The following is a 17,692-nucleotide window of genomic DNA, read 5'->3' on the forward strand; positions in this document are numbered from 1 at the left end:
CTGTGGCGTATTCATATTTGCGGTTCATGCTATATCTCGAGTGACAATATATTGTTGCGTGGTCTATGCATATATATATCATTGCCGATAAGGTTAATAACCTTTCGGGCGTAAGGTTATTAACCTTTCAGCCGTAAGGTTATTAACCTTATCAGGGTTGCAAACGTATTCATATCCTTTGGCAAACTATTTCACCCACTTCAGTTAATAATATACTTCAAGAATAATATATTATAATACCCTTGCAGAAGTTGCAACAACAGAAATTGCCCGCCAGCGACAGACGCAAGGTATGAGTGAGAGTCGTCAGGCTGCACAAGCAGGAGGTCAGATTGCGAAGAACACCCGCGATGATTTGGAGCGTCAACTTGGTCGGACTGTAATATCCTCCGAAAGTGCCTCCGACTATATCAAGCCTATCGAAAGTAAGGATGCTGAAATACGGCCACTTCCAAAAGAAGAATAATAACACTATCAAGTAAGTAGAACATGAGTGGATAGGACATAACATAGAACGACATAAGGAAGCGTTGACTTTTTGATTCTTGGTTTCTGAAATTCGCCAAATAAGGAACGCCCAAGGATGATATAAGTTGATGCTCACGCAAGATTGCGTGAGCTGATACTTGTATCTGGGCGTAAGGCGTTTGGCGATGCCTCAGAAACCGATGCGGAATCAGTTTCACGCCATTTCTTTTCTGATTAGGAAAATTTAACGGCCTCGGAGGCCATATTTCCGTGTGAACAGGGTTAATAATAGTAAGGACAAATATAAACGAAAAGAACAATGAAAAATGCGATTAAGAGAGAGCCAAGCAAACTTGTTTGCAGATGGCCGATCGTGAGCATTTTATGTAATAAAAAAACGATCATCACCGCACTGCTCGCCCTCATCATGGCACCCGTCGGCGTGGAGGCGAAGAAGAAAGTGAAGACGGTGGAGGTGCCGCAACTGGTGAACTACCCGAGCGCCGAGGTGAGCGAGTACCGGCTCCACGGCGGCGAGGTCTTCATCAGGGGGCGCATCGTTGCAAATGACCCGCAAATCATCAAGAGCATGGAGGGCAGAATCATGGCCATCATGCGCGACTATATCGTCAGAAAGGAGGAAACCACGCTGTTCGACATCAAGGCCGACGGCGCATTCTCGATGAAACTGCACGTGCCTTACCCGATGTTCGTGCTCGTCTATCCGCTGACCGAGGTCTATGCCTGTCCGGGCGACACGGTGGACGTGACGATGGACACGACGAAGCCCAGCCGCGAAGAGGGCATCATCCTCGACGGCACGGGCGTTAGTGGCGAGGTGAGCCGACTCATTAACAACATAAGAACAACATATTGCGATTTCCCTGCGAGAGACAACATACACGAGAAGGGGCCTGACTCGCTCATGACGTGGAGGGATGTACAGGTGGCTTGTCTTGATGATGTCACCCGCCAAATCAACGCTGGACTGCCAGAACTTGAAGGCTGCTCACCTTTGGCATCTGACATCCTGCGCACATATATTATCTCACAACATTTGGAGCATATTTGCCACTACTACATGCTTACGGATATGGAAAACATAGACAGAGCGGCTTATTGGCAGCAGTTCTTCAGCTTCGTAGCGCCTCGCGAGAAATATCTGCTCGACAATCCGTTGCTGATGATTGCTGGTAATGAATTCTTTTTCAATTATGTTGAGTATACTGTTATGCGTCCATTGTATGCAGGCGGAGTGTTAGAATATATTCCCTTCGAGTACGACCCCAAGATTGCCGAGACCAAATTACAGGGAAAACACACCTTCCGACGCGAGTTCAGAAGAAACGCGATGAACGAACTGCAAGACAAGCTATACCTCAGCCCCACAGACTTCAGTGCACAGGTATGCCAACTTCGCAACATCTTCAGCTCCACAAAATGGAACAATGACCAATATGATGTTATTGCTGATGACTTTGCTGCCACAATGGCCGTCATTACTCACCCCGAACTGATTCGTCGCGCCGTACTCACCTATCGCGACTTCATTAAGGAAAACGAGGTGAAGGCCATAGAGCAGAAGCCGATGACCAAGGGCGACTCTATTTTCCAGCGCATCGTCGAGCCGTACAAGGGCAACGTGCTCTACATCGATTTCTGGGAAATGTCGTGCGGCCCATGCCGTGCCACGATGCTCCAGATGCGCGACGAGGTGGAGGCCAACAAGGACAAGCCCGTCAAATACCTCTACATCACCGACGACACGCCCGAGAAGTGCCGCCCGTTCCTCGAACCCAACAACATCCAAGGCGAGCATATCCACATCACGCCCACCGAATGGGGCTATCTGAAGGAGAAGTTCCAGTTCACAGGCATCCCCTTTGTCGTCCTCTTCGACAAGAACGGCAACCGCCGTGACGACAAGACCGTTGAGCAGTTGCTGGAGGAAAGGAAATAAAAAAAACGAAACAAATATGAACAAGCAAACCATCATCACCGCACTGCTTGCCCTCGTCGCAATGGCGGGGCAGGCGCAAGTGAAATGCCACGTCGTCGGCACGGTGGCCGAAGGGACAACGTCCGTAGAACTGAGGATATACCGCGACGGCGAAGACCCGAAGAACAGTACATTGCGATCAGTGGTAAAGAACGGACGCTTTGAGTGCGACGTGGAGGACGCACAGATAGAGCGCTGGCACATCGTGGACTTCGGCGAGGTGATGGAGAAGGGCATGACCCTCCGCTCGGAAGTGTTCTTCTCAGAGGACGGCGCAACTGTTACCATCCGGCTCGACGGCGACAAGTTCGACATCCAATCTACAGGCAAGGAATACCAAGCATGGCACGCTATGGAACAAGAGGCTGAAGCGAAGTTCATGCCAGCCTATGAGAAATTGGACGAGAACGATGATGCGGCGATGGCGGAACTAGAAAACGAATATCATCAATGGACACTCGACTATTATAAGACCCACCCGATGCTTGGTTTCCTGTTCGAACTCGACGGGCGGCTCAAGGGCTTTCATTTCAATGACACGGGCCTTGCCGCTATGCTTGACATTTACCACCGCCAATACCCCACGCTCTATCCTGACCACCCCGTGCATCAGCGTATCGCCGAGCAAGAGGCTGTGGGTTATCAGATTTGCGGACGAAAGTACAACGACTACGATGTGCGCACAATAGACGGGCAGCAAGTCCGCGCCTCTGAATACTACAAGAATAAGTTGACGCTCGTCATTTGCTGGGCCTCGTGGTGCTCGCCCTGCATCCGCGACGCCTGTGACATCATCCCCATCTACAACGAGTACCGCAATCGTGGTCTGAACGTGTTCAGCCTCGCCCACGAATTCAAATCCACCGATGCCATGCGCAAAGCCGTCGAGCGTCACGCCTTCCCCTGGCCCTGCCTCGTTGACCTCGATGACGAGTTCGGAATGTTCAAGAAGCACGGCACCGCCAACAGTGCCCTGTTCCTCATCGACCGCGACGGCACCATCATCTCTGTACTCAACAGTGTGAACGAATTAAAAGCGAAACTTGTGGAGATTTTCGGTGAGTAGTTGTTCAAAATACCAACACCCTATCTCGTAAATCCCTTGCTGGAACTTCTCTATTCGCCCATCGTATCTGCCATCGGCAATGCAGCCAAAGTAGTTTACCTCAGCCGACTTTTGGAGAATGGAATTAACGAGATACGACACTATACACCTGACGATATAGGTATGTTGGCATCACAGGCTCTTCAACTCCCTATGCCTACCAAACTCAACAAACTTAAAAAGACACATCCCGAGGGATTCTTCTATCTAAACGAGATTCAACGAATGGGATAGGGCGAGGGCGGTTCTGAGACGTGTTTTAATGATGGAGCTTCCCCGTGGGTGGGAGAATGAGCCGCTGTGGCGATAGGCACAATTATACAAGGTGGGCGAGGATGGAAATTGTGTACATTCTCGCCCTTCTTTTAAAAAAATGTCTTTCATTTAAATCTTTTTCGGACTTTTAGAGTCTTTATATCAGATGCATCTCAAAAACGTAAAGATAATGAATACAGAAAACGACATCAAAATGAAAGAAATCGCTGAACACTTTCAACAGGAGCAACCGCACTTGATGAGGTATGCCTGCTACCGTCTTGGTGATACAGACGATGCGAAAGATGCGCTGCAAGATGCCTTCCTCAAAATCAGCTCAAAATTCTCTGATGAGAAGAGCGTTGAAGTGAGAGACTGGCGCAACTATATCTTTCGTGTACTCTCTAACTTGTGTTCCTCACGACTTACTGCGTTGGGAAAACTCAGGACAATACCCTTGGACGCTCGCCTTGACATAGCAGATCTCACAACGGAAAACGACGAATCGGACTACCAACGAATTGCCAGGCTACTTGTGGAAATCCCAGAGGAACAGGCCGAGGTCATACGTCTTCGAATCTATGGAAACAACAGCTTTGCTGATGTAGCCGAGATTCTTTCTCTACCCCTGCCCACGGTGAAATCTCGTTTTCTCTACGGACTGGAGAAAATCCGCAAGGCAATGAAACAAACGAATCATTAACATTAAAAAGTACATTGACTATGAATTGCAAGGAATTTAAAGATAAGGTGGTTGACCTTTTTGATACCACAATCGACATGCAGACGCAGGCAGAATGTAAGGCACACATGGCTGAGTGTCCCGAATGTAAGGCCTATTATGAAGAACTGGCCGAAGCGTTTAATGCCTTACAACCACAGGAGACATCTGCCCAACCATCTATCAGCAGACCAGCCCGTAAGCAGAACCATCTCTGGCGCCCCATCGCTGCCGCCGCAGTGTTCCTCCTGGGATTCTTTATCGGTTGGAGCCACCTTTTCTCCACATCCTCTGTGGCCGAGACTCCACGCGGCCAACTCTTTGAGCAGTGGATTAAAAGTGTGCAGAATGTGGGCAGTTTCCAAATGGCAGTCTATGCCCGCACAACGTCCAATGAAAACTTTGCTTATTTCGACCCAAAAGCCGACTTCGTGAGAATAGACATCGGACTCCTGAGACAGAATGACAGCGTGTTCTATCGTGTAGAGAAGCAGAATGGGCGTGTTATCGTATTCGACGGCCAGGACCAATATATGTGGGTTCCTAACGCGCGCTACGTAAAAGGGCCTCGTGCTGCCAATTTCCTAGAATACTTTATCAACCTGATCTACCCCGAGCGTCTGCTGACTATGCAGAAATCTGCCATCGATTTTTCCAAGAAGAACGAAGTGATGCGTACAGAAAGTGATTCAACCATCACCTTGACATTCAAGGGAACAGAGAAAAACAGCGACCTGCAACAACTGCTTGAGACTGGCAAGATGGGGGATTGTGAGGTGGAAGTGGAGAATGTATTCACAAAAAACGACGGGCTGCTGCGCTTTGTCAAGTTCTGGGTTGTCAATGATGGCCAGAAGACCCTCCTGCTTCATATCGATAATATCCAATATAACGTCATGATGAGTCGTGCCAATCTCATTCAAATCCCAGACACTCAATGGACGGATGTAACAGAAATGACATCTTCGACAGCCGATGACAGACTCTGTAAACTCCAAAATGAGACTGCTACACAAGCCGCCCAGCGCATACTCCAAGCCATCATCAGCGCCGACAACAGCCAAGCCAGTGAAGCACTTATAAATTATAAGAGCGAACTACCCGCGCTGAGCGAGAATATGAAAGGATGTAAAGTCTCAGAATTCAAAGAACGTCGCGATGGTGATTATGTTGGCACCTATGTGTTCTACACCTTGACGCATCCCGATGGGAAACAAGAGCAGAAGCACATCGCAATCAGAAACGATAACGAAAAGCATATCTGGGTAGCTGATGGCGGGCTATAGTTAATCGCACCAGTACCAATAAGCATACCTCTCCGTTTGCTTGCTACTGCAAGTAACGGGGAGGTTCTTTGTAACATTAACCTATCTAGTAAGTCCTTGCTGGTACTTCTGTATTCGCCCATCGTATCTGCCCTCGGCAATGTCGTGGACTTCATGGTCGGCACGTCTGATGGATGATAGCAAGATAGAGGCTACTGTTGCCCATCTGGTCAATCCTCTGGATAACGCCATCAACGAGAAATGCCCGCGCATAAAACGGGCTTTTTTGAGATTATGGATGAATATTCCGCATACTACTATATCATTAGCGGTCACTCTGAATTCAATGTCAGGAACTCCAATAAGAAATGGTATAAGCGGCTAAAGGTGATACTTCTACCAAGAGATTTGGTGAAAGATGAAAGTTTGATGTTTACAGTTTAACGCTTAATGTGGGTAGTTTTGTTATGAAATTATAAGTGCCGGAGCAGATTACTATATCTGTCCGGCACAAATTTTTGATTGACTACATATATATAATATGTGTATGAATAGCTTACCTTATACGGTCCATGCTTCTTACAAGTTTCTCATCACTCATTATCCCATGCCTTGCCATCCAACACAAGATAATGTTGATGAGTGGCAGCAAAGAGGAGAAGCCTACATGGAAAGTACCTGATACAGAGAATATGCTTGTCCAGCAATATATCAGGTATGCATACCATACTACAAGGAGCAAGATGCAACTGATGCACAATTTTGCTTGTAACAATCTGTTCTTGTAGAGAAATATGGTGAGAAGCGAGATGACGAATACAAGTACATCAAGGATAAATAATGGCAATACTGATAATGACATGCCACCATCACCTTTTCTGATACAAATGTTGTAGACCATATCGCCAACACCCATTCCTTCGGGTTCTATTGTTCCCAATGGCAAGAGCACTCCCACAAACGAGAGTATCATCACGCATAGCAGGAACAAGGTCTGTTTACGTTGCAACATCCTTAATACTCCTCTTGGGTTTCTTTTGATGGGTCACGCCAGTAAACGTTACCCTCTATGAATTCCTCTGTAGCAAGAAGTGATGGCTTTGGCAATTTCTCGTAATATCTGGAGATTTCTATCTGCTCACGGTTCTCGAACACTTCCTCCAGCGAGTCGTTGTATGATGCAAACTCTGCAAGCTTTTTGTTCAAGTCCTGCTTGATTTCTGTTGAAATCTGGTTAGCCCTCTTGGAGATAATGGCAACGCTCTCGTAGATGTTGCCTGTTTCCTCGCACAAGTCAAGAATGTTGCGCGTAACGGTGTTTGTCGGTGCCTTAGATTTTTTGTAATCCATTTATGTTCAATATTAAATTAATCCTTAGTTACTTGTTTACATTTCTTTATGTATTTCTCTGCCGTAGCTCTCTCCTTGGAGTCTGGGTATTCATTGATGAAGCCGTAGCACTCGTCTTCTGCATCCTGAAACCTCTCCAATTTCTTTTCCTCCACGCTCTGTTGAGCCAGTTCAAACTTGCTCTTCATGATAAGAACGGCAAACTCCTCACGCATATTAGTATAAGGGTAGTCCTTTAGTGCGTTCTGTGCTGTAATTATGCAAGCCTCATAGTTGTTGTCGCCTCCGCCATTGCAGTTGCCGAAGTACGGGCCAAGATCAAAGTACAGCTGTGCAGAATACAGTTCCTTCAGTACGAGCTTGTCCTGAAGATCAAAGAGCCTTTGCTGTGCTTTTGGTTTGAGTTTGGAATCTGGGAAAAGGTCGAGAAACTCCTGAAACGAATTTATGGCCGATACAGTCATAGACTGGTCAAGCCTTGGCTCTGGCGTGCTCATGTATAGACTCTGGCCTACATGGAACTTCGCCATTTCGGCATATTGTCCGCGTGGATAGCTTGAATAATATTTCTTGAAATACTCTGATGCAGTCTCATAGTCCTTGTTGCAGTACTCGGCCATGGCAAGCATGTACAGGCTTTCCTCTGCATTCTCTGTTCCTTTTTCCAGAGTGATAAGCTCCTGAAGCAGGGTTACAGCTCTTGTATATTGACCTTTGGCGAAGCACTCCTTGGCAAATTCATACTTATAATGGAAGTTATCGCACTTGTACACCTGATTGAACTCGTGTGCACAACTGCTGAACAACAGCAAGGATGAGAACGCGTAAATGATGGTTTTCCTCATATATTTTTAAATTGACATGCAAAATTACACATATTTCCTTTATTATCAAAGCTTGTTACATGTTTTTTAGCAAAAAATGACTATAAATAATGGAAAATTAGTAATTTTGCGTTATGGATTTCAAACTAACATCTAAATATAAGCCAACTGGTGATCAGCCGCAAGCTATCCAGCAACTTACCGATGGTGTGCGGGAAGGTGTTCCAGCGCAGGTGCTGCTTGGCGTTACTGGCTCAGGCAAGACCTTTACCATAGCCAATGTCATAGCGAATGTTGGCAAGCCTACTCTGATACTCAGCCACAACAAAACGTTGGCTGCACAGTTGTATGAAGAGATGAGAGACTTTTTCCCCGAAAATGCTGTCGAATATTATGTATCATATTATGACTATTATCAGCCAGAAGCATATATTCCGTCAAGGGATATATATATAGAAAAAGATTTGGCTATAAACGAGGAAATAGACAAACTCCGTTTGGGTGCAGTAAGTGCTTTATTGTCAGGACGTAAAGATGTAATAGTTGTATCTTCTGTTTCGTGCATTTACGGTATGGGGGGGCCTACTGCAATGAACGAGAGCATCATTCGGATCAAATGCGGACAGAAGCTTAACCGTAATGATTTTTTGCGCATGCTGGTGTCTGCACTCTACATAAGAAACGATGTAGCCCTGGAACGCGGGAACTTCTCCGTTAAGGGAGATACCGTAAACATAGCCATGGCCTATAGCGACAACGTTCTGAAAGTATGCTGGTGGGATGACGAGATTGACTCAATAGAAGAGGTGGATGCAGTGACCATGAAACGAATAGCCAAGTTTGAGAGTTATCAGATTTACCCGGCAAACCTCTTCGTGACAACAAAGGAACAGACCGAGCGTGGCATAAGAATGATACAGGACGACCTCGTCAAGCAGATAGACTTCTTCACGGAACTTGGTGACAATATCAAGGCGCAGAGGATAAAGGAACGCGTGGAATATGACATGGAGATGATAAAGGAACTGGGTCATTGTTCGGGAATAGAGAATTATTCCAGGTATTTTGACGGGCGTGAGCCTGGCCAGAGACCTTATTGTCTTCTTGATTTCTTCCCTTCCGACTATCTGCTTGTTGTAGATGAGAGTCACGTGAGCGTTCCTCAGATTAACGCCATGTATGGAGGCGACAGGGCACGTAAGCAGAATCTTGTTGAATATGGCTTCCGTTTGCCCGCAGCCTTCGACAACAGACCATTGAGATTTGAGGAGTTCCATGAGATGATAAATCAGATAATCTATGTTTCCGCTACACCGGCCGACTATGAGCTTCAGGAGGCCGAGGGGGTTATTGTAGAGCAACTGATACGACCCACCGGACTACTTGACCCAGAGATAGTGGTACGTCCGTCTGCCAACCAGATTGATGACCTTATGGACGAGATTCTCACGCGTACAAACAGGAATGAGCGCACTCTTGTTACCACTCTTACCAAGCGTATGGCTGAGGAACTTACGGAATATCTGCTAAACCACGACGTGAAGGCGAACTATATACATAGTGACGTGGCTACGCTTGACAGGGTTAAGATAATGAACGACCTGAGATCTGGAGTCTTCGATGTGCTCGTAGGAGTCAATCTTCTGCGTGAAGGTCTCGACTTGCCCGAAGTATCTCTTGTGGCCATACTGGATGCCGACAAGGAAGGTTTCCTAAGGAGTCACCGCAGCCTTACGCAGACCGCTGGCCGTGCTGCACGAAATGTCAATGGTAAGGTAATTATGTATGCCGACACCATTACAGAGAGCATGCGCAAGACCATCGACGAGACACTCAGACGGCGTACCATTCAGCTGAAATACAACGAGGAACACAACATCACACCACAGCAGATAGAGAAATCCATAAAGGGTGGACTGGCAGGTGCTGCGAAATCTACGCAACAAAAACAATCGTCCCCCTACTCTACGACAGCATATCAGGGACCTGGTGACGGTGCCTTTGCTGCCGACCCGATTATTAGAAAGATGTCGGCTGCAGAACTTAGAAAGAGCATAGAGAACACAGCTGCCCTAATGAAGGAAGCTGCCAAACAACTCGACTTCATGCAGGCTGCCCAGTACCGTGATGAGATGCTACGATTGCAGAAACTGCTCGACGAGAAAGAATAACTGCAATTTGTTTGGTTAAAAATTGCTTAATCAGTATGTAATAACACATAATTTATTACTTTTGCATGAAATTAATATCTAAATCAGTTATTTAAGATGAAAAAAACTATTATTGCAATAATGCTCCTATGCCCGACTCTGTCTTTTGCACAGAATACCTGGGAGGTTCCAACACAGAAAACAGAGGTAAGAGACACCACCAAGCGCAAGGCTCTCTTTGAGACCAAGAAGAAAGTCGAGGACCCCAAGTATCTGTCTGGTGCCGTTCCTGTTGTTGACGGTAAGGTGACGTTTACCCTCGACATGGATGTAAAAGGGAAAACGGCCCAGGAGATTTATGATATCCTTTATGGCGTTCTTGATAATATGACAAAGGAGGAGAACCAGTTCAAGGAGAGCAAGATTGCCATTGTCAACAAGGGCGAGCACACTATAGCCGCACGCTACAAGGAATGGCTCGTATTCCGCAATTCGGCTCTATCCCTTGACCGCACGGTATTCAACTACACCATTATAGCCCAGGCCACAGACGGACATGTAAACGTGAAGCTGTTTAGAATAAGCTATCAGTATGAGCTTGAGCGCGGCATCAACGACGGTATAGAGGTTGTTGCAGAAGAATGGATTACCGACGAACAGGGATTGAACAAGAAGAAGGACAAGCTGGCAAAGTATTCCGGCAAGTTCCGCAAGAAAACCATTGATCGCAAGGACAACATTTTTGAAACCATAACAAATGCTCTTAGATAATAACTTAGACCGCAGCAACGACAGGTTCTTGAAAGCTCGCAATTGGCTGAACGTAATTTTCATTATATTTGCCGTTGCGGGCATGGCCGTATATTATTTCTCCAACCATACGGTTGGCACCATTGTCATTATAGTGGGAATGGTATTCAAGTTTGTAGAATGTATATTACGATTTCTCCGTTAATGAATAAAGCACTCTCAATGTTGTTGCTGCTTTCGGCATGTGTCGCAGTACAGGCTCAGGACCGTACTTTCAGTCAGATGGACGAGAGCGGAAACATTACTTCAAGGGGCGGAGGAGCAAGAAACCCGAAGGACTCTCTTGGCTCTGACAAGAAAATTCCCAAGGGCATGTATGTGTGGACGGTAGACAAGATGTTTGGAGATATCAGGCGTGCAGAGCCTGATACTGTCTCCCACATGTATATGAACAGCATCTTCACTACGGGACTGCGCGGGGAGTATAACACCACTGGCAACCTTGGAGCTCCGCGCATAGCACGAATATTTATCGACCGCCAGGAGGCAGACCAGTTTATCTTCACCCAGCCATATGACTTCGTTCTTACCCCTGTAGAGAAATACCATTTCACCAATACTCTCTCACCTTTCACAAACCTTAGCTACAACACGGCCGGCAACAGGACAAATGGTGAGGACCATTTCACGGCCAAGTATGCCGTTAACGCAGGGAAGAAGCTTGGTGCAGGCTTCAAGTTTGACTATATCTATGGGCGTGGATATTATCAGAACCAGAGCACTTCTCACTTCAACTACTCCATGCATGCGTCTTACCTTGGAGACAGATACCAGGCACATGTACTATTCTCTACTCTTCATCAGAAAGTTACAGAGAATGGCGGTATCACCAACGATGACTACGTAAAGCATCCTGAATTGTTTAATGAGAACTTCTCTACCTCAGAGATACCCGTCAACCTTGACCGCAACTGGAACAGAAACGACAACCAGCATCTGTTCTTCACCCATAGATACAGCGTGGGGTTCACGCGTAAGGTACCTATGACGAAGGAAGAGATAGAGGCACGAAAGTTTGCCATCTCCTCACAGAAAGAGGCCGAGGAACGAAAAGCCCAGCAAAAGGCACGTGAGAAAAAGAACGGAGACGAGGACACTGATGATGACGAACCAGCTGTTCAGGACAACTTTGCTGGCAGACCAGATAATGCAAAGGTTGTTAAGGCCGTCCAACCAGCCGACAGTCTTTTGACAGCAGACTCTACCCTACTGGCGGCCGGACAACCGACTGGCGAGTTAGACCGCATAGCCGTTAACGGAAAAGCTGCCGCAGACTCCATACTTGCAGCCTCGTCAACAGCCAAGGAGGATACGTCATGGCTCAAGGACGAGTATGTGCCAGTAACAAGTTTCATACATACGGCAGAGCTGAACAACTACAAGCGTATCTATCAGGCTTATGAGACTCCAGATGATTTTTATGCAAACACATACGACGTGGATGAGAAGTTTTCTGGTGACTCTATTTACGACAAGACAAACCTGCTAAGCCTCAGAAACACATTCGCTATATCGCTTCTTGAAGGTTTCAACAAATGGGCCAAGGCAGGCCTGAAGGTGTTTGCAGCCCATGAGCTCAGACATTTCACCCTGCCCGACGTCGCTGGTACTGCCAAGTACAACGAGAATAACATAAGTGTGGGAGGCCAGCTTATCAAGACCCAAGGCAAGACCTTCCATTACAATGCCCTTGGCGAGATTGTGCTTGCCGGCGAGGACGCAGGCAACGTAAAGATTGATGCTACCGCCGACCTCAACTTCCCATTGTTTGGCGATACGGTAACGCTCGCAGCAAGCGGATTTTTCCATCGCACCAATCCTACGTTCTATTTCCGACATTATCACTCGAAACATCTCTGGTGGGACTATGATGACCTTGATGCCATCGTACACACAAGAATACAGGGACTGTTCGGCTACAAGAAGACAAGGACAACCCTTAGGGTGGCCGTTGACGAAATCAAGAACCTGACTTATTTCGGACAGGGCTATACCATACATGATGATTTCAGCAGAACAGGCACATATGTATCTGTTAACCAAGAGAGCGATGCAGTAACTCTTGTCACGGCGTCACTATGCCAGGACCTTACACTTGGTCCGCTCAACTGGGAGAATGTCATCACATGGCAGAAGTCTACTAAGGAGAGTGTTTTGCCTGTACCATCTCTGAACATATATACAAATCTGTATCTCCGCTTCAAGATAGCCAAGGTGCTTAAGTGTGACCTGGGTGCCGACATGAGGTTCTTCACGAAATACTACGCTCCTGACTACAGTCCACTGATGGGACAATATGCTGTGCAGACAGGAAACCATCGTACTGAGGTTGGCAACTATCCTGTTGTCAACGCATACATAAACTTCCATCTTAAGCACACCCGTTTCTTCGTAATGATGAGCCACATCAATGCCGGCAACGGAAAGGCCGACTATTTCTTCACACCACACTATCCGCTCAACGAGAGGATATTCAGGTTTGGAGTGAGCTGGAACTTCTTTAACTGATACTATACTTTTTATGACTATGCGTATCAACGACGATAACATAGAGGTTAGACGCAATTCCATGCAGGCCTGGCTATTGGCTGCACGTCCAAAGACCTTGTCTGGTGCGGCAGTCCCCGTGATGCTTGGCATATCTCTTGCTGTCAACGATACACAGATGGCGGGGTTCATGCCCGTGCCTGCCTTGCTGTGTGTCTTGTTTGCTTTCCTTATGCAGATAGATGCCAATTTCATAAACGACTACTTTGACTGTGTGCGTGGAAACGACGATGAGACACGTCTCGGACCGAAAAGAGCCTGTGCCGAAGGATGGATAAGTCTTGAAGCTATGAGAATGGGAATAGCCATTACTACCCTTTTGGCTTGTCTGACTGGTCTGCCATTAATATTTTATGGCGGTATTTCCATGATTGTTGTCGGTTTGCTGTGTGTAGTCTTTGCTTTCCTTTATACCACTAAACTCTCATACCTTGGTATGGGCGACCTGCTGGTACTGGTATTCTTTGGATTAGTTCCCGTTTGTGTCACCCGTTATCTTTGTCTGGGTGGCGCAGGACAACCAGTGACGTGCGAGAGCCTGACAGTATCCATAGCCTGTGGTCTAGTCATAGACACCCTGCTCATAGTAAACAACTACCGTGACATAGATAACGACAGGAAGGCCGGCAAGATAACACTTGTCGTAAGGCTTGGCGAGCCACTCTCACTTAGATTGTACCTTTTGATAGGGTATCTTAGTGTTTTTCTTGTCTCTGCCTGCTGGCTATATGATGCTGTATGCGAAAGCAGGTATTTGCTGCTGCTAAGTGTAGTCGCTCTTGTTGGCATCTACGGAAGACTGCATGGACTGACTTCAAGATCCATGCGTGAGAACAAGGATAAACGTGAGCTTAACAAGCTTCTTGGAAAGACCGCACGCAACATATTCCTGTTTGGACTGATTACGGCCTTGGCCTATGTCTTCACGGCATTCCTTTAGATTCAGGTACTACCTGTATCTCGTCTATGTACAATAATAATAAAAGAACAAACCCAACATATACAGAGTCATGATTCAGCAAATAGACCTGTCGCTTATGGAGTTTATCGACCAGCAGATTCTGCCCCGATATGCCAGTTTCGGAAAGAGCCATGGCCTTTTCCATGTCACCCGCGTCATCAAGAACAGCATCGTTCTGGCACGGCAGCTTGGTGTCGATATCAACATGGCGTATACAATAGCGGCATACCATGACCTGGGTATGGATGGGCCAAGAGCCATACATCACATTACAGGTGGGAGGATATTGGCTATGGATGCCAGGCTCAAGAGATGGTTCTCTCCAGAACAGATAAAGATTATGCGTGAGGCTGTAGAGGACCATCGTGCCTCAGCATCACACACGCCACGCAATATCTATGGAAAGATTGTTGCAGAAGCCGACCGCGACATCGACGAGGAAGTGGTCTTCACACGTGCCATAGAGTATGGAATGGAGAAAAGTCCCGACAAGGACAAGGAATGGCAATGGAAACGCTTCGTCACACACATGGAGGAGAAATATTCCATCAACGGGTACATAAAGCTTTGGATTCCACATTCACCCAATGAGAATAAGCTGAAAAGCCTGCGCGAGGTAATCGCAAACAAGTCCCTGCTAAGGCAACGCTTCGATGCCATCTACGACAAGCTTCTTCAGGGTAAGTCTGAATAGCGCCTTATGCCCTTGGCATAATATTGCCATAAGAGGGAATAAGGTTTCAGTAATGCGGCATCCTTCTTGTCCCCGATATTCTGCAACCTGTCTGAATCGAAGTCGTGTTTCCAATTGTTGAAATCACGACGTGCCCTAAAAACAGCCTTGAAGTCTCCGGCATTATGCTCAATGAGAAGCATTTTTGTGGCGGCAATATAGTCGAGCCACCATCTGACTCTCATCACCCTTCCAAGTTCCTTCTCAGGCAGATTCTTATACAGCATGGTAAGGTTGTTCCTGAAGTTCAGGTAAGTCTTCATAGGATTTCCCTTTGGCAATGTTCCTCCGCCAACATGGTATACCTTGCTCGACGGCTCAACCATAATCCTATACCCCATAAGCCTCATTCGCCAGCATAGGTCTATCTCCTCGTTGTGGGCAAAGAACCTTCCATCCAAGCCTCCAACTTTCCAGTATACGTCTTTCCTTACCATCAGGCATGCACCGGTAGCCCAATGCACTTCCGTGGCATCGTCGTATTGCCCATGGTCCTTCTCTATTGTTTCCATCAGCCTTCCCCGGCAGAAGGGATAGCCATATCTGTCAATAAAGCCACCTGATGCTCCTGCATACTCAAAAGAGTTCGTGTCGTGCATGGCCAAAAGCTTTGGCTGACATGCCGCTACGTCCTTATTCTCATCCATGAGTCTCACCAAGGGTGTAAGCCATCCCTCCGTAACCTCCACGTCAGAGTTTAGCAACACCATGTATTGCGTGTCAATATCCCTTAAAGCCCTGTTGTATCCCTCTGCAAAACCATAGTTCTTGTCAAGCTGTATGGTTCTCACCTCAGGATGGTTATTGACAACCCACTCCATAGAGCCGTCTGTCGAGAAATTGTCCGCCACCCATATGTCCGCACTATCTGCTGACATGGCAACGACGTTTGACAGATAGGTCTGTAGCATCTTTAACCCATTCCAGTTGAGAATAACTATTGCGACTTTTTTAGACATGGCGTTCTTGATTTAATTGATGTATGTTTCCTAAATGTGGCTTATTTTTTATAGATAGTCTTCTGTGTGTTATGGTGTTTCCAGTATCTCGGCCTTCAGGGCAGACTTGTCATGATTGAAGCCTTTGAGCCTGACCTTTATAATCTGATTGTCGTAGGATTCCCTGGCTATTGATGCCGGCAGCTCCACTCGGATATAGTTGCGTGTGAAGCCATGCATAGCCCGTCCTCTGTTTGACTTTTCAAAGAGCACATCAGCCAGAGTGCCGATATGCGACTCATAGAAAGCAAGCCGCTTCTCCTCAGAGAGATCGAGAAGCAATTTCGACCTTCGCTTTTTCTCCGTGTCGCTGACGATATATGGTATCTTCAAGGCAAGTGTTCCCGGACGCTCGCTATATGGGAATACGTGCAACTGTGTTACGTCAAGCGACTTTAGGAAATCGTAGCACTCGTCGAACAGTTCTGGCTCCTCACCACGGCACCCTACCATCACATCCACGCCTATGAAGGCATCAGGCATTAGCTTCTTGATTAGTTCCACCTTTCTGCGGAACAAGTCTTTGTCGTACCTGCGGTGCATGAGCTTAAGTACTTTGTCACTACCGCTCTGCAGAGGTATGTGAAAATGTGGCATGAAAGCTCTTGAGCCAGCACAATATTCTATAAGGTCATCACCCATGAGGTCAGGTTCGAGGCTGCTTATCCGGAAACGTTCTATGCCCCGCACGTTATCAAGAGCCTTTACGAGGTCGAGGAAAGACTCGTCTGAGTTTTCGCCAAACTCCCCAATGTTTACTCCCGTCAGCACAATCTCCTTTCCTCCCTCGCCAGCAGCCTTGGTAGCCTGCTCTACAAGTGACGAGATGGATGGATTGCGTGAGAAACCACGTGCATAGGGAATGGTGCAATAGGTACAGAAATAGTTGCATCCGTCCTGCACCTTCAGGAAGTAGCGTGTACGGTTGCCACGTGAGCAGCTTGGCTGGAATGTCTTTATCTCCTTGGTCTTTACCGAATGGTATTGATGTTCCTTTCCCCACGCGTCAGACAGAAACTGTATGAGGTTGGCCTTCTCATTGGCGCCGAGCACGAGGTTTACACCTTCGATGTTGCTTACCTTCTCTGACTCAAGCTGTGCGTAACATCCTGTAACGACAACAAAGGCGTTAGGGTTCTGGCGTACAAGCTTATGTATGGCTTGCCTGCATTTATGGTCGGCAACCTCAGTAACCGAGCATGTATTAATAAGACATATATCAGCAGGCTCATCTTTGCCGGCTTCTACCACCCCCATCTCTTCCAAAGATTTGGCAAAGGTTGATGTCTCCGAGAAATTCAATTTGCATCCCAGGGTATGATAAACGGCTTTTTTGCCTTGAAAAACAGAACTGTCAATCATCTATTAGTTATTAATAATGTGTACCTGTTATGGTCTAAGTAGCGAGCTACACATATAGTATTGTACATAATGAAATGCAAAGTTACGTCATTTTTTTCATCTGTTCGAATTATTGCGAGTTAAAGAAGCTAAAGATTTGTCTTT

At 46.7% G+C, this 17,692-nt stretch carries 17 protein-coding genes; 11 read left to right on the forward strand and 6 right to left on the reverse strand.

Translation table 11 applies throughout. The features are described from left to right. Window positions 1–292: 292 nt before the first annotated feature. The 6 genes from CIL02_RS16215 (at window position 293) to CIL02_RS02075 (ending at window position 5,834) form a co-directional block, all read left to right on the forward strand. A complete protein-coding gene (locus CIL02_RS16215) occupies window positions 293–466 on the forward strand; it encodes a hypothetical protein (protein ID WP_170934982.1) in 174 nt (57 codons plus the stop codon). 375 nt (window positions 467–841) lie between these two features. Beyond that, the gene (locus tag CIL02_RS02055; protein WP_141210085.1) at window positions 842–2,428 is read left to right on the forward strand and encodes a redoxin domain-containing protein; all 1,587 of its coding nucleotides are present in this window, start codon (window positions 842–844) and stop codon (window positions 2,426–2,428) included. A 16-nt stretch (window positions 2,429–2,444) separates the two neighbouring features. Beyond that, a complete protein-coding gene (locus CIL02_RS02060) occupies window positions 2,445–3,533 on the forward strand; it encodes a peroxiredoxin (protein WP_094398821.1) in 1,089 nt (362 codons plus the stop codon). Continuing rightward, the gene (locus tag CIL02_RS02065) at window positions 3,534–3,806 is read left to right on the forward strand and encodes a hypothetical protein (protein ID WP_094398822.1); all 273 of its coding nucleotides are present in this window, start codon (window positions 3,534–3,536) and stop codon (window positions 3,804–3,806) included. 211 nt (window positions 3,807–4,017) lie between these two features. Beyond that, complete coding sequence (locus CIL02_RS02070; RefSeq protein WP_094398823.1) at window positions 4,018–4,530, forward strand: RNA polymerase sigma factor; 513 nt, start codon at window positions 4,018–4,020, stop codon at window positions 4,528–4,530. Window positions 4,531–4,550: 20 nt separating this feature from the next. Next, window positions 4,551–5,834, forward strand: coding sequence for an anti-sigma factor (locus tag CIL02_RS02075; RefSeq protein WP_094398824.1), 1,284 nt, complete (start codon window positions 4,551–4,553; stop codon window positions 5,832–5,834). 81 nt (window positions 5,835–5,915) lie between these two features. Here the strand turns inward: CIL02_RS02075 and CIL02_RS16220 are convergent, their stop codons facing one another. From CIL02_RS16220 to CIL02_RS02090, 4 genes are all read right to left on the reverse strand, one after another. Next, complete coding sequence (locus CIL02_RS16220; RefSeq protein WP_206073458.1) at window positions 5,916–6,065, reverse strand: hypothetical protein; 150 nt, start codon at window positions 6,063–6,065, stop codon at window positions 5,916–5,918. 304 nt (window positions 6,066–6,369) lie between these two features. Next, complete coding sequence (locus CIL02_RS02080) at window positions 6,370–6,825, reverse strand: DUF4293 domain-containing protein (protein ID WP_094398825.1); 456 nt, start codon at window positions 6,823–6,825, stop codon at window positions 6,370–6,372. A 2-nt stretch (window positions 6,826–6,827) separates the two neighbouring features. Further along, window positions 6,828–7,163: a DNA-directed RNA polymerase subunit omega gene (locus tag CIL02_RS02085; protein WP_094398826.1), complete on the reverse strand. Its 336-nt coding sequence runs from the start codon at window positions 7,161–7,163 to the stop codon at window positions 6,828–6,830. 17 nt (window positions 7,164–7,180) lie between these two features. Beyond that, window positions 7,181–8,008 carry an outer membrane protein assembly factor BamD gene (locus CIL02_RS02090; RefSeq protein WP_094398827.1) on the reverse strand — a complete coding sequence of 276 codons (828 nt, stop codon included), beginning with the start codon at window positions 8,006–8,008 and terminating at the stop codon, window positions 7,181–7,183. Window positions 8,009–8,121: 113 nt separating this feature from the next. Here CIL02_RS02090 and uvrB point away from each other — a divergent pair, with 113 nt between their 5' ends. The 5 genes from uvrB to CIL02_RS02120 all read left to right on the forward strand — a co-directional run bounded on the left by uvrB (window position 8,122) and on the right by CIL02_RS02120 (window position 15,149). Next, window positions 8,122–10,158, forward strand: coding sequence for an excinuclease ABC subunit UvrB (gene uvrB / locus CIL02_RS02095; protein WP_094398828.1), 2,037 nt, complete (start codon window positions 8,122–8,124; stop codon window positions 10,156–10,158). A 96-nt stretch (window positions 10,159–10,254) separates the two neighbouring features. Continuing rightward, on the forward strand, window positions 10,255–10,908 hold the full coding sequence (locus CIL02_RS02100; RefSeq protein WP_094398829.1) for a DUF4468 domain-containing protein: 654 nt from the start codon (window positions 10,255–10,257) through the stop codon (window positions 10,906–10,908). Between the two features lie 183 nt (window positions 10,909–11,091). Next, window positions 11,092–13,455, forward strand: coding sequence for a putative porin (locus CIL02_RS02110; RefSeq protein ID WP_094398831.1), 2,364 nt, complete (start codon window positions 11,092–11,094; stop codon window positions 13,453–13,455). A gap of 19 nt (window positions 13,456–13,474) precedes the next feature. Further along, window positions 13,475–14,434: a 1,4-dihydroxy-2-naphthoate octaprenyltransferase gene (menA, locus tag CIL02_RS02115; protein ID WP_240513499.1), complete on the forward strand. Its 960-nt coding sequence runs from the start codon at window positions 13,475–13,477 to the stop codon at window positions 14,432–14,434. Window positions 14,435–14,507: 73 nt separating this feature from the next. Next, window positions 14,508–15,149, forward strand: coding sequence for an HD domain-containing protein (locus tag CIL02_RS02120; RefSeq protein WP_094398963.1), 642 nt, complete (start codon window positions 14,508–14,510; stop codon window positions 15,147–15,149). Here CIL02_RS02120 and CIL02_RS02125 read toward each other — a convergent pair. Next, window positions 15,131–16,147 carry a glycosyltransferase family 2 protein gene (locus CIL02_RS02125; protein ID WP_094398832.1) on the reverse strand — a complete coding sequence of 339 codons (1,017 nt, stop codon included), beginning with the start codon at window positions 16,145–16,147 and terminating at the stop codon, window positions 15,131–15,133. The two genes, CIL02_RS02120 and CIL02_RS02125, sit on opposite strands and share 19 nt — an antisense overlap. Window positions 16,148–16,216: 69 nt before the next feature. Continuing rightward, on the reverse strand, window positions 16,217–17,548 hold the full coding sequence (mtaB, locus tag CIL02_RS02130; protein WP_094398833.1) for a tRNA (N(6)-L-threonylcarbamoyladenosine(37)-C(2))-methylthiotransferase MtaB: 1,332 nt from the start codon (window positions 17,546–17,548) through the stop codon (window positions 16,217–16,219). Window positions 17,549–17,692: the final 144 nt, after the last annotated feature.

Origin of the sequence: Prevotella sp. P3-122 (genome assembly GCF_002251365.1) — a bacterium.
In the GTDB taxonomy this organism is placed as follows: domain Bacteria; phylum Bacteroidota; class Bacteroidia; order Bacteroidales; family Bacteroidaceae; genus Prevotella.

Bases quoted from the DNA above. Each gene is read 5' to 3' on its own strand.
- CIL02_RS02080 (WP_094398825.1), bottom strand. From the start codon at position 6,825: ATGTTGCAACGTAAACAGACCTTGTTCCTGCTATGCGTGATGATACTC.
- CIL02_RS16220 (WP_206073458.1), bottom strand. From the start codon at position 6,065: ATGGCGTTATCCAGAGGATTGACCAGATGGGCAACAGTAGCCTCTATC.
- CIL02_RS02060 (WP_094398821.1), top strand. From the start codon at position 2,445: ATGAACAAGCAAACCATCATCACCGCACTGCTTGCCCTCGTCGCAATG.
- CIL02_RS02075 (WP_094398824.1), top strand. From the start codon at position 4,551: ATGAATTGCAAGGAATTTAAAGATAAGGTGGTTGACCTTTTTGATACC.
- CIL02_RS02090 (WP_094398827.1), bottom strand. From the start codon at position 8,008: ATGAGGAAAACCATCATTTACGCGTTCTCATCCTTGCTGTTGTTCAGC.
- CIL02_RS02125 (WP_094398832.1), bottom strand. From the start codon at position 16,147: ATGTCTAAAAAAGTCGCAATAGTTATTCTCAACTGGAATGGGTTAAAG.
- CIL02_RS02100 (WP_094398829.1), top strand. From the start codon at position 10,255: ATGAAAAAAACTATTATTGCAATAATGCTCCTATGCCCGACTCTGTCT.
- menA (WP_240513499.1), top strand. From the start codon at position 13,475: ATGCGTATCAACGACGATAACATAGAGGTTAGACGCAATTCCATGCAG.
- CIL02_RS02110 (WP_094398831.1), top strand. From the start codon at position 11,092: ATGAATAAAGCACTCTCAATGTTGTTGCTGCTTTCGGCATGTGTCGCA.
- CIL02_RS02085 (WP_094398826.1), bottom strand. From the start codon at position 7,163: ATGGATTACAAAAAATCTAAGGCACCGACAAACACCGTTACGCGCAAC.
- uvrB (WP_094398828.1), top strand. From the start codon at position 8,122: ATGGATTTCAAACTAACATCTAAATATAAGCCAACTGGTGATCAGCCG.
- mtaB (WP_094398833.1), bottom strand. From the start codon at position 17,548: ATGATTGACAGTTCTGTTTTTCAAGGCAAAAAAGCCGTTTATCATACC.
- CIL02_RS02070 (WP_094398823.1), top strand. From the start codon at position 4,018: ATGAATACAGAAAACGACATCAAAATGAAAGAAATCGCTGAACACTTT.
- CIL02_RS16215 (WP_170934982.1), top strand. From the start codon at position 293: ATGAGTGAGAGTCGTCAGGCTGCACAAGCAGGAGGTCAGATTGCGAAG.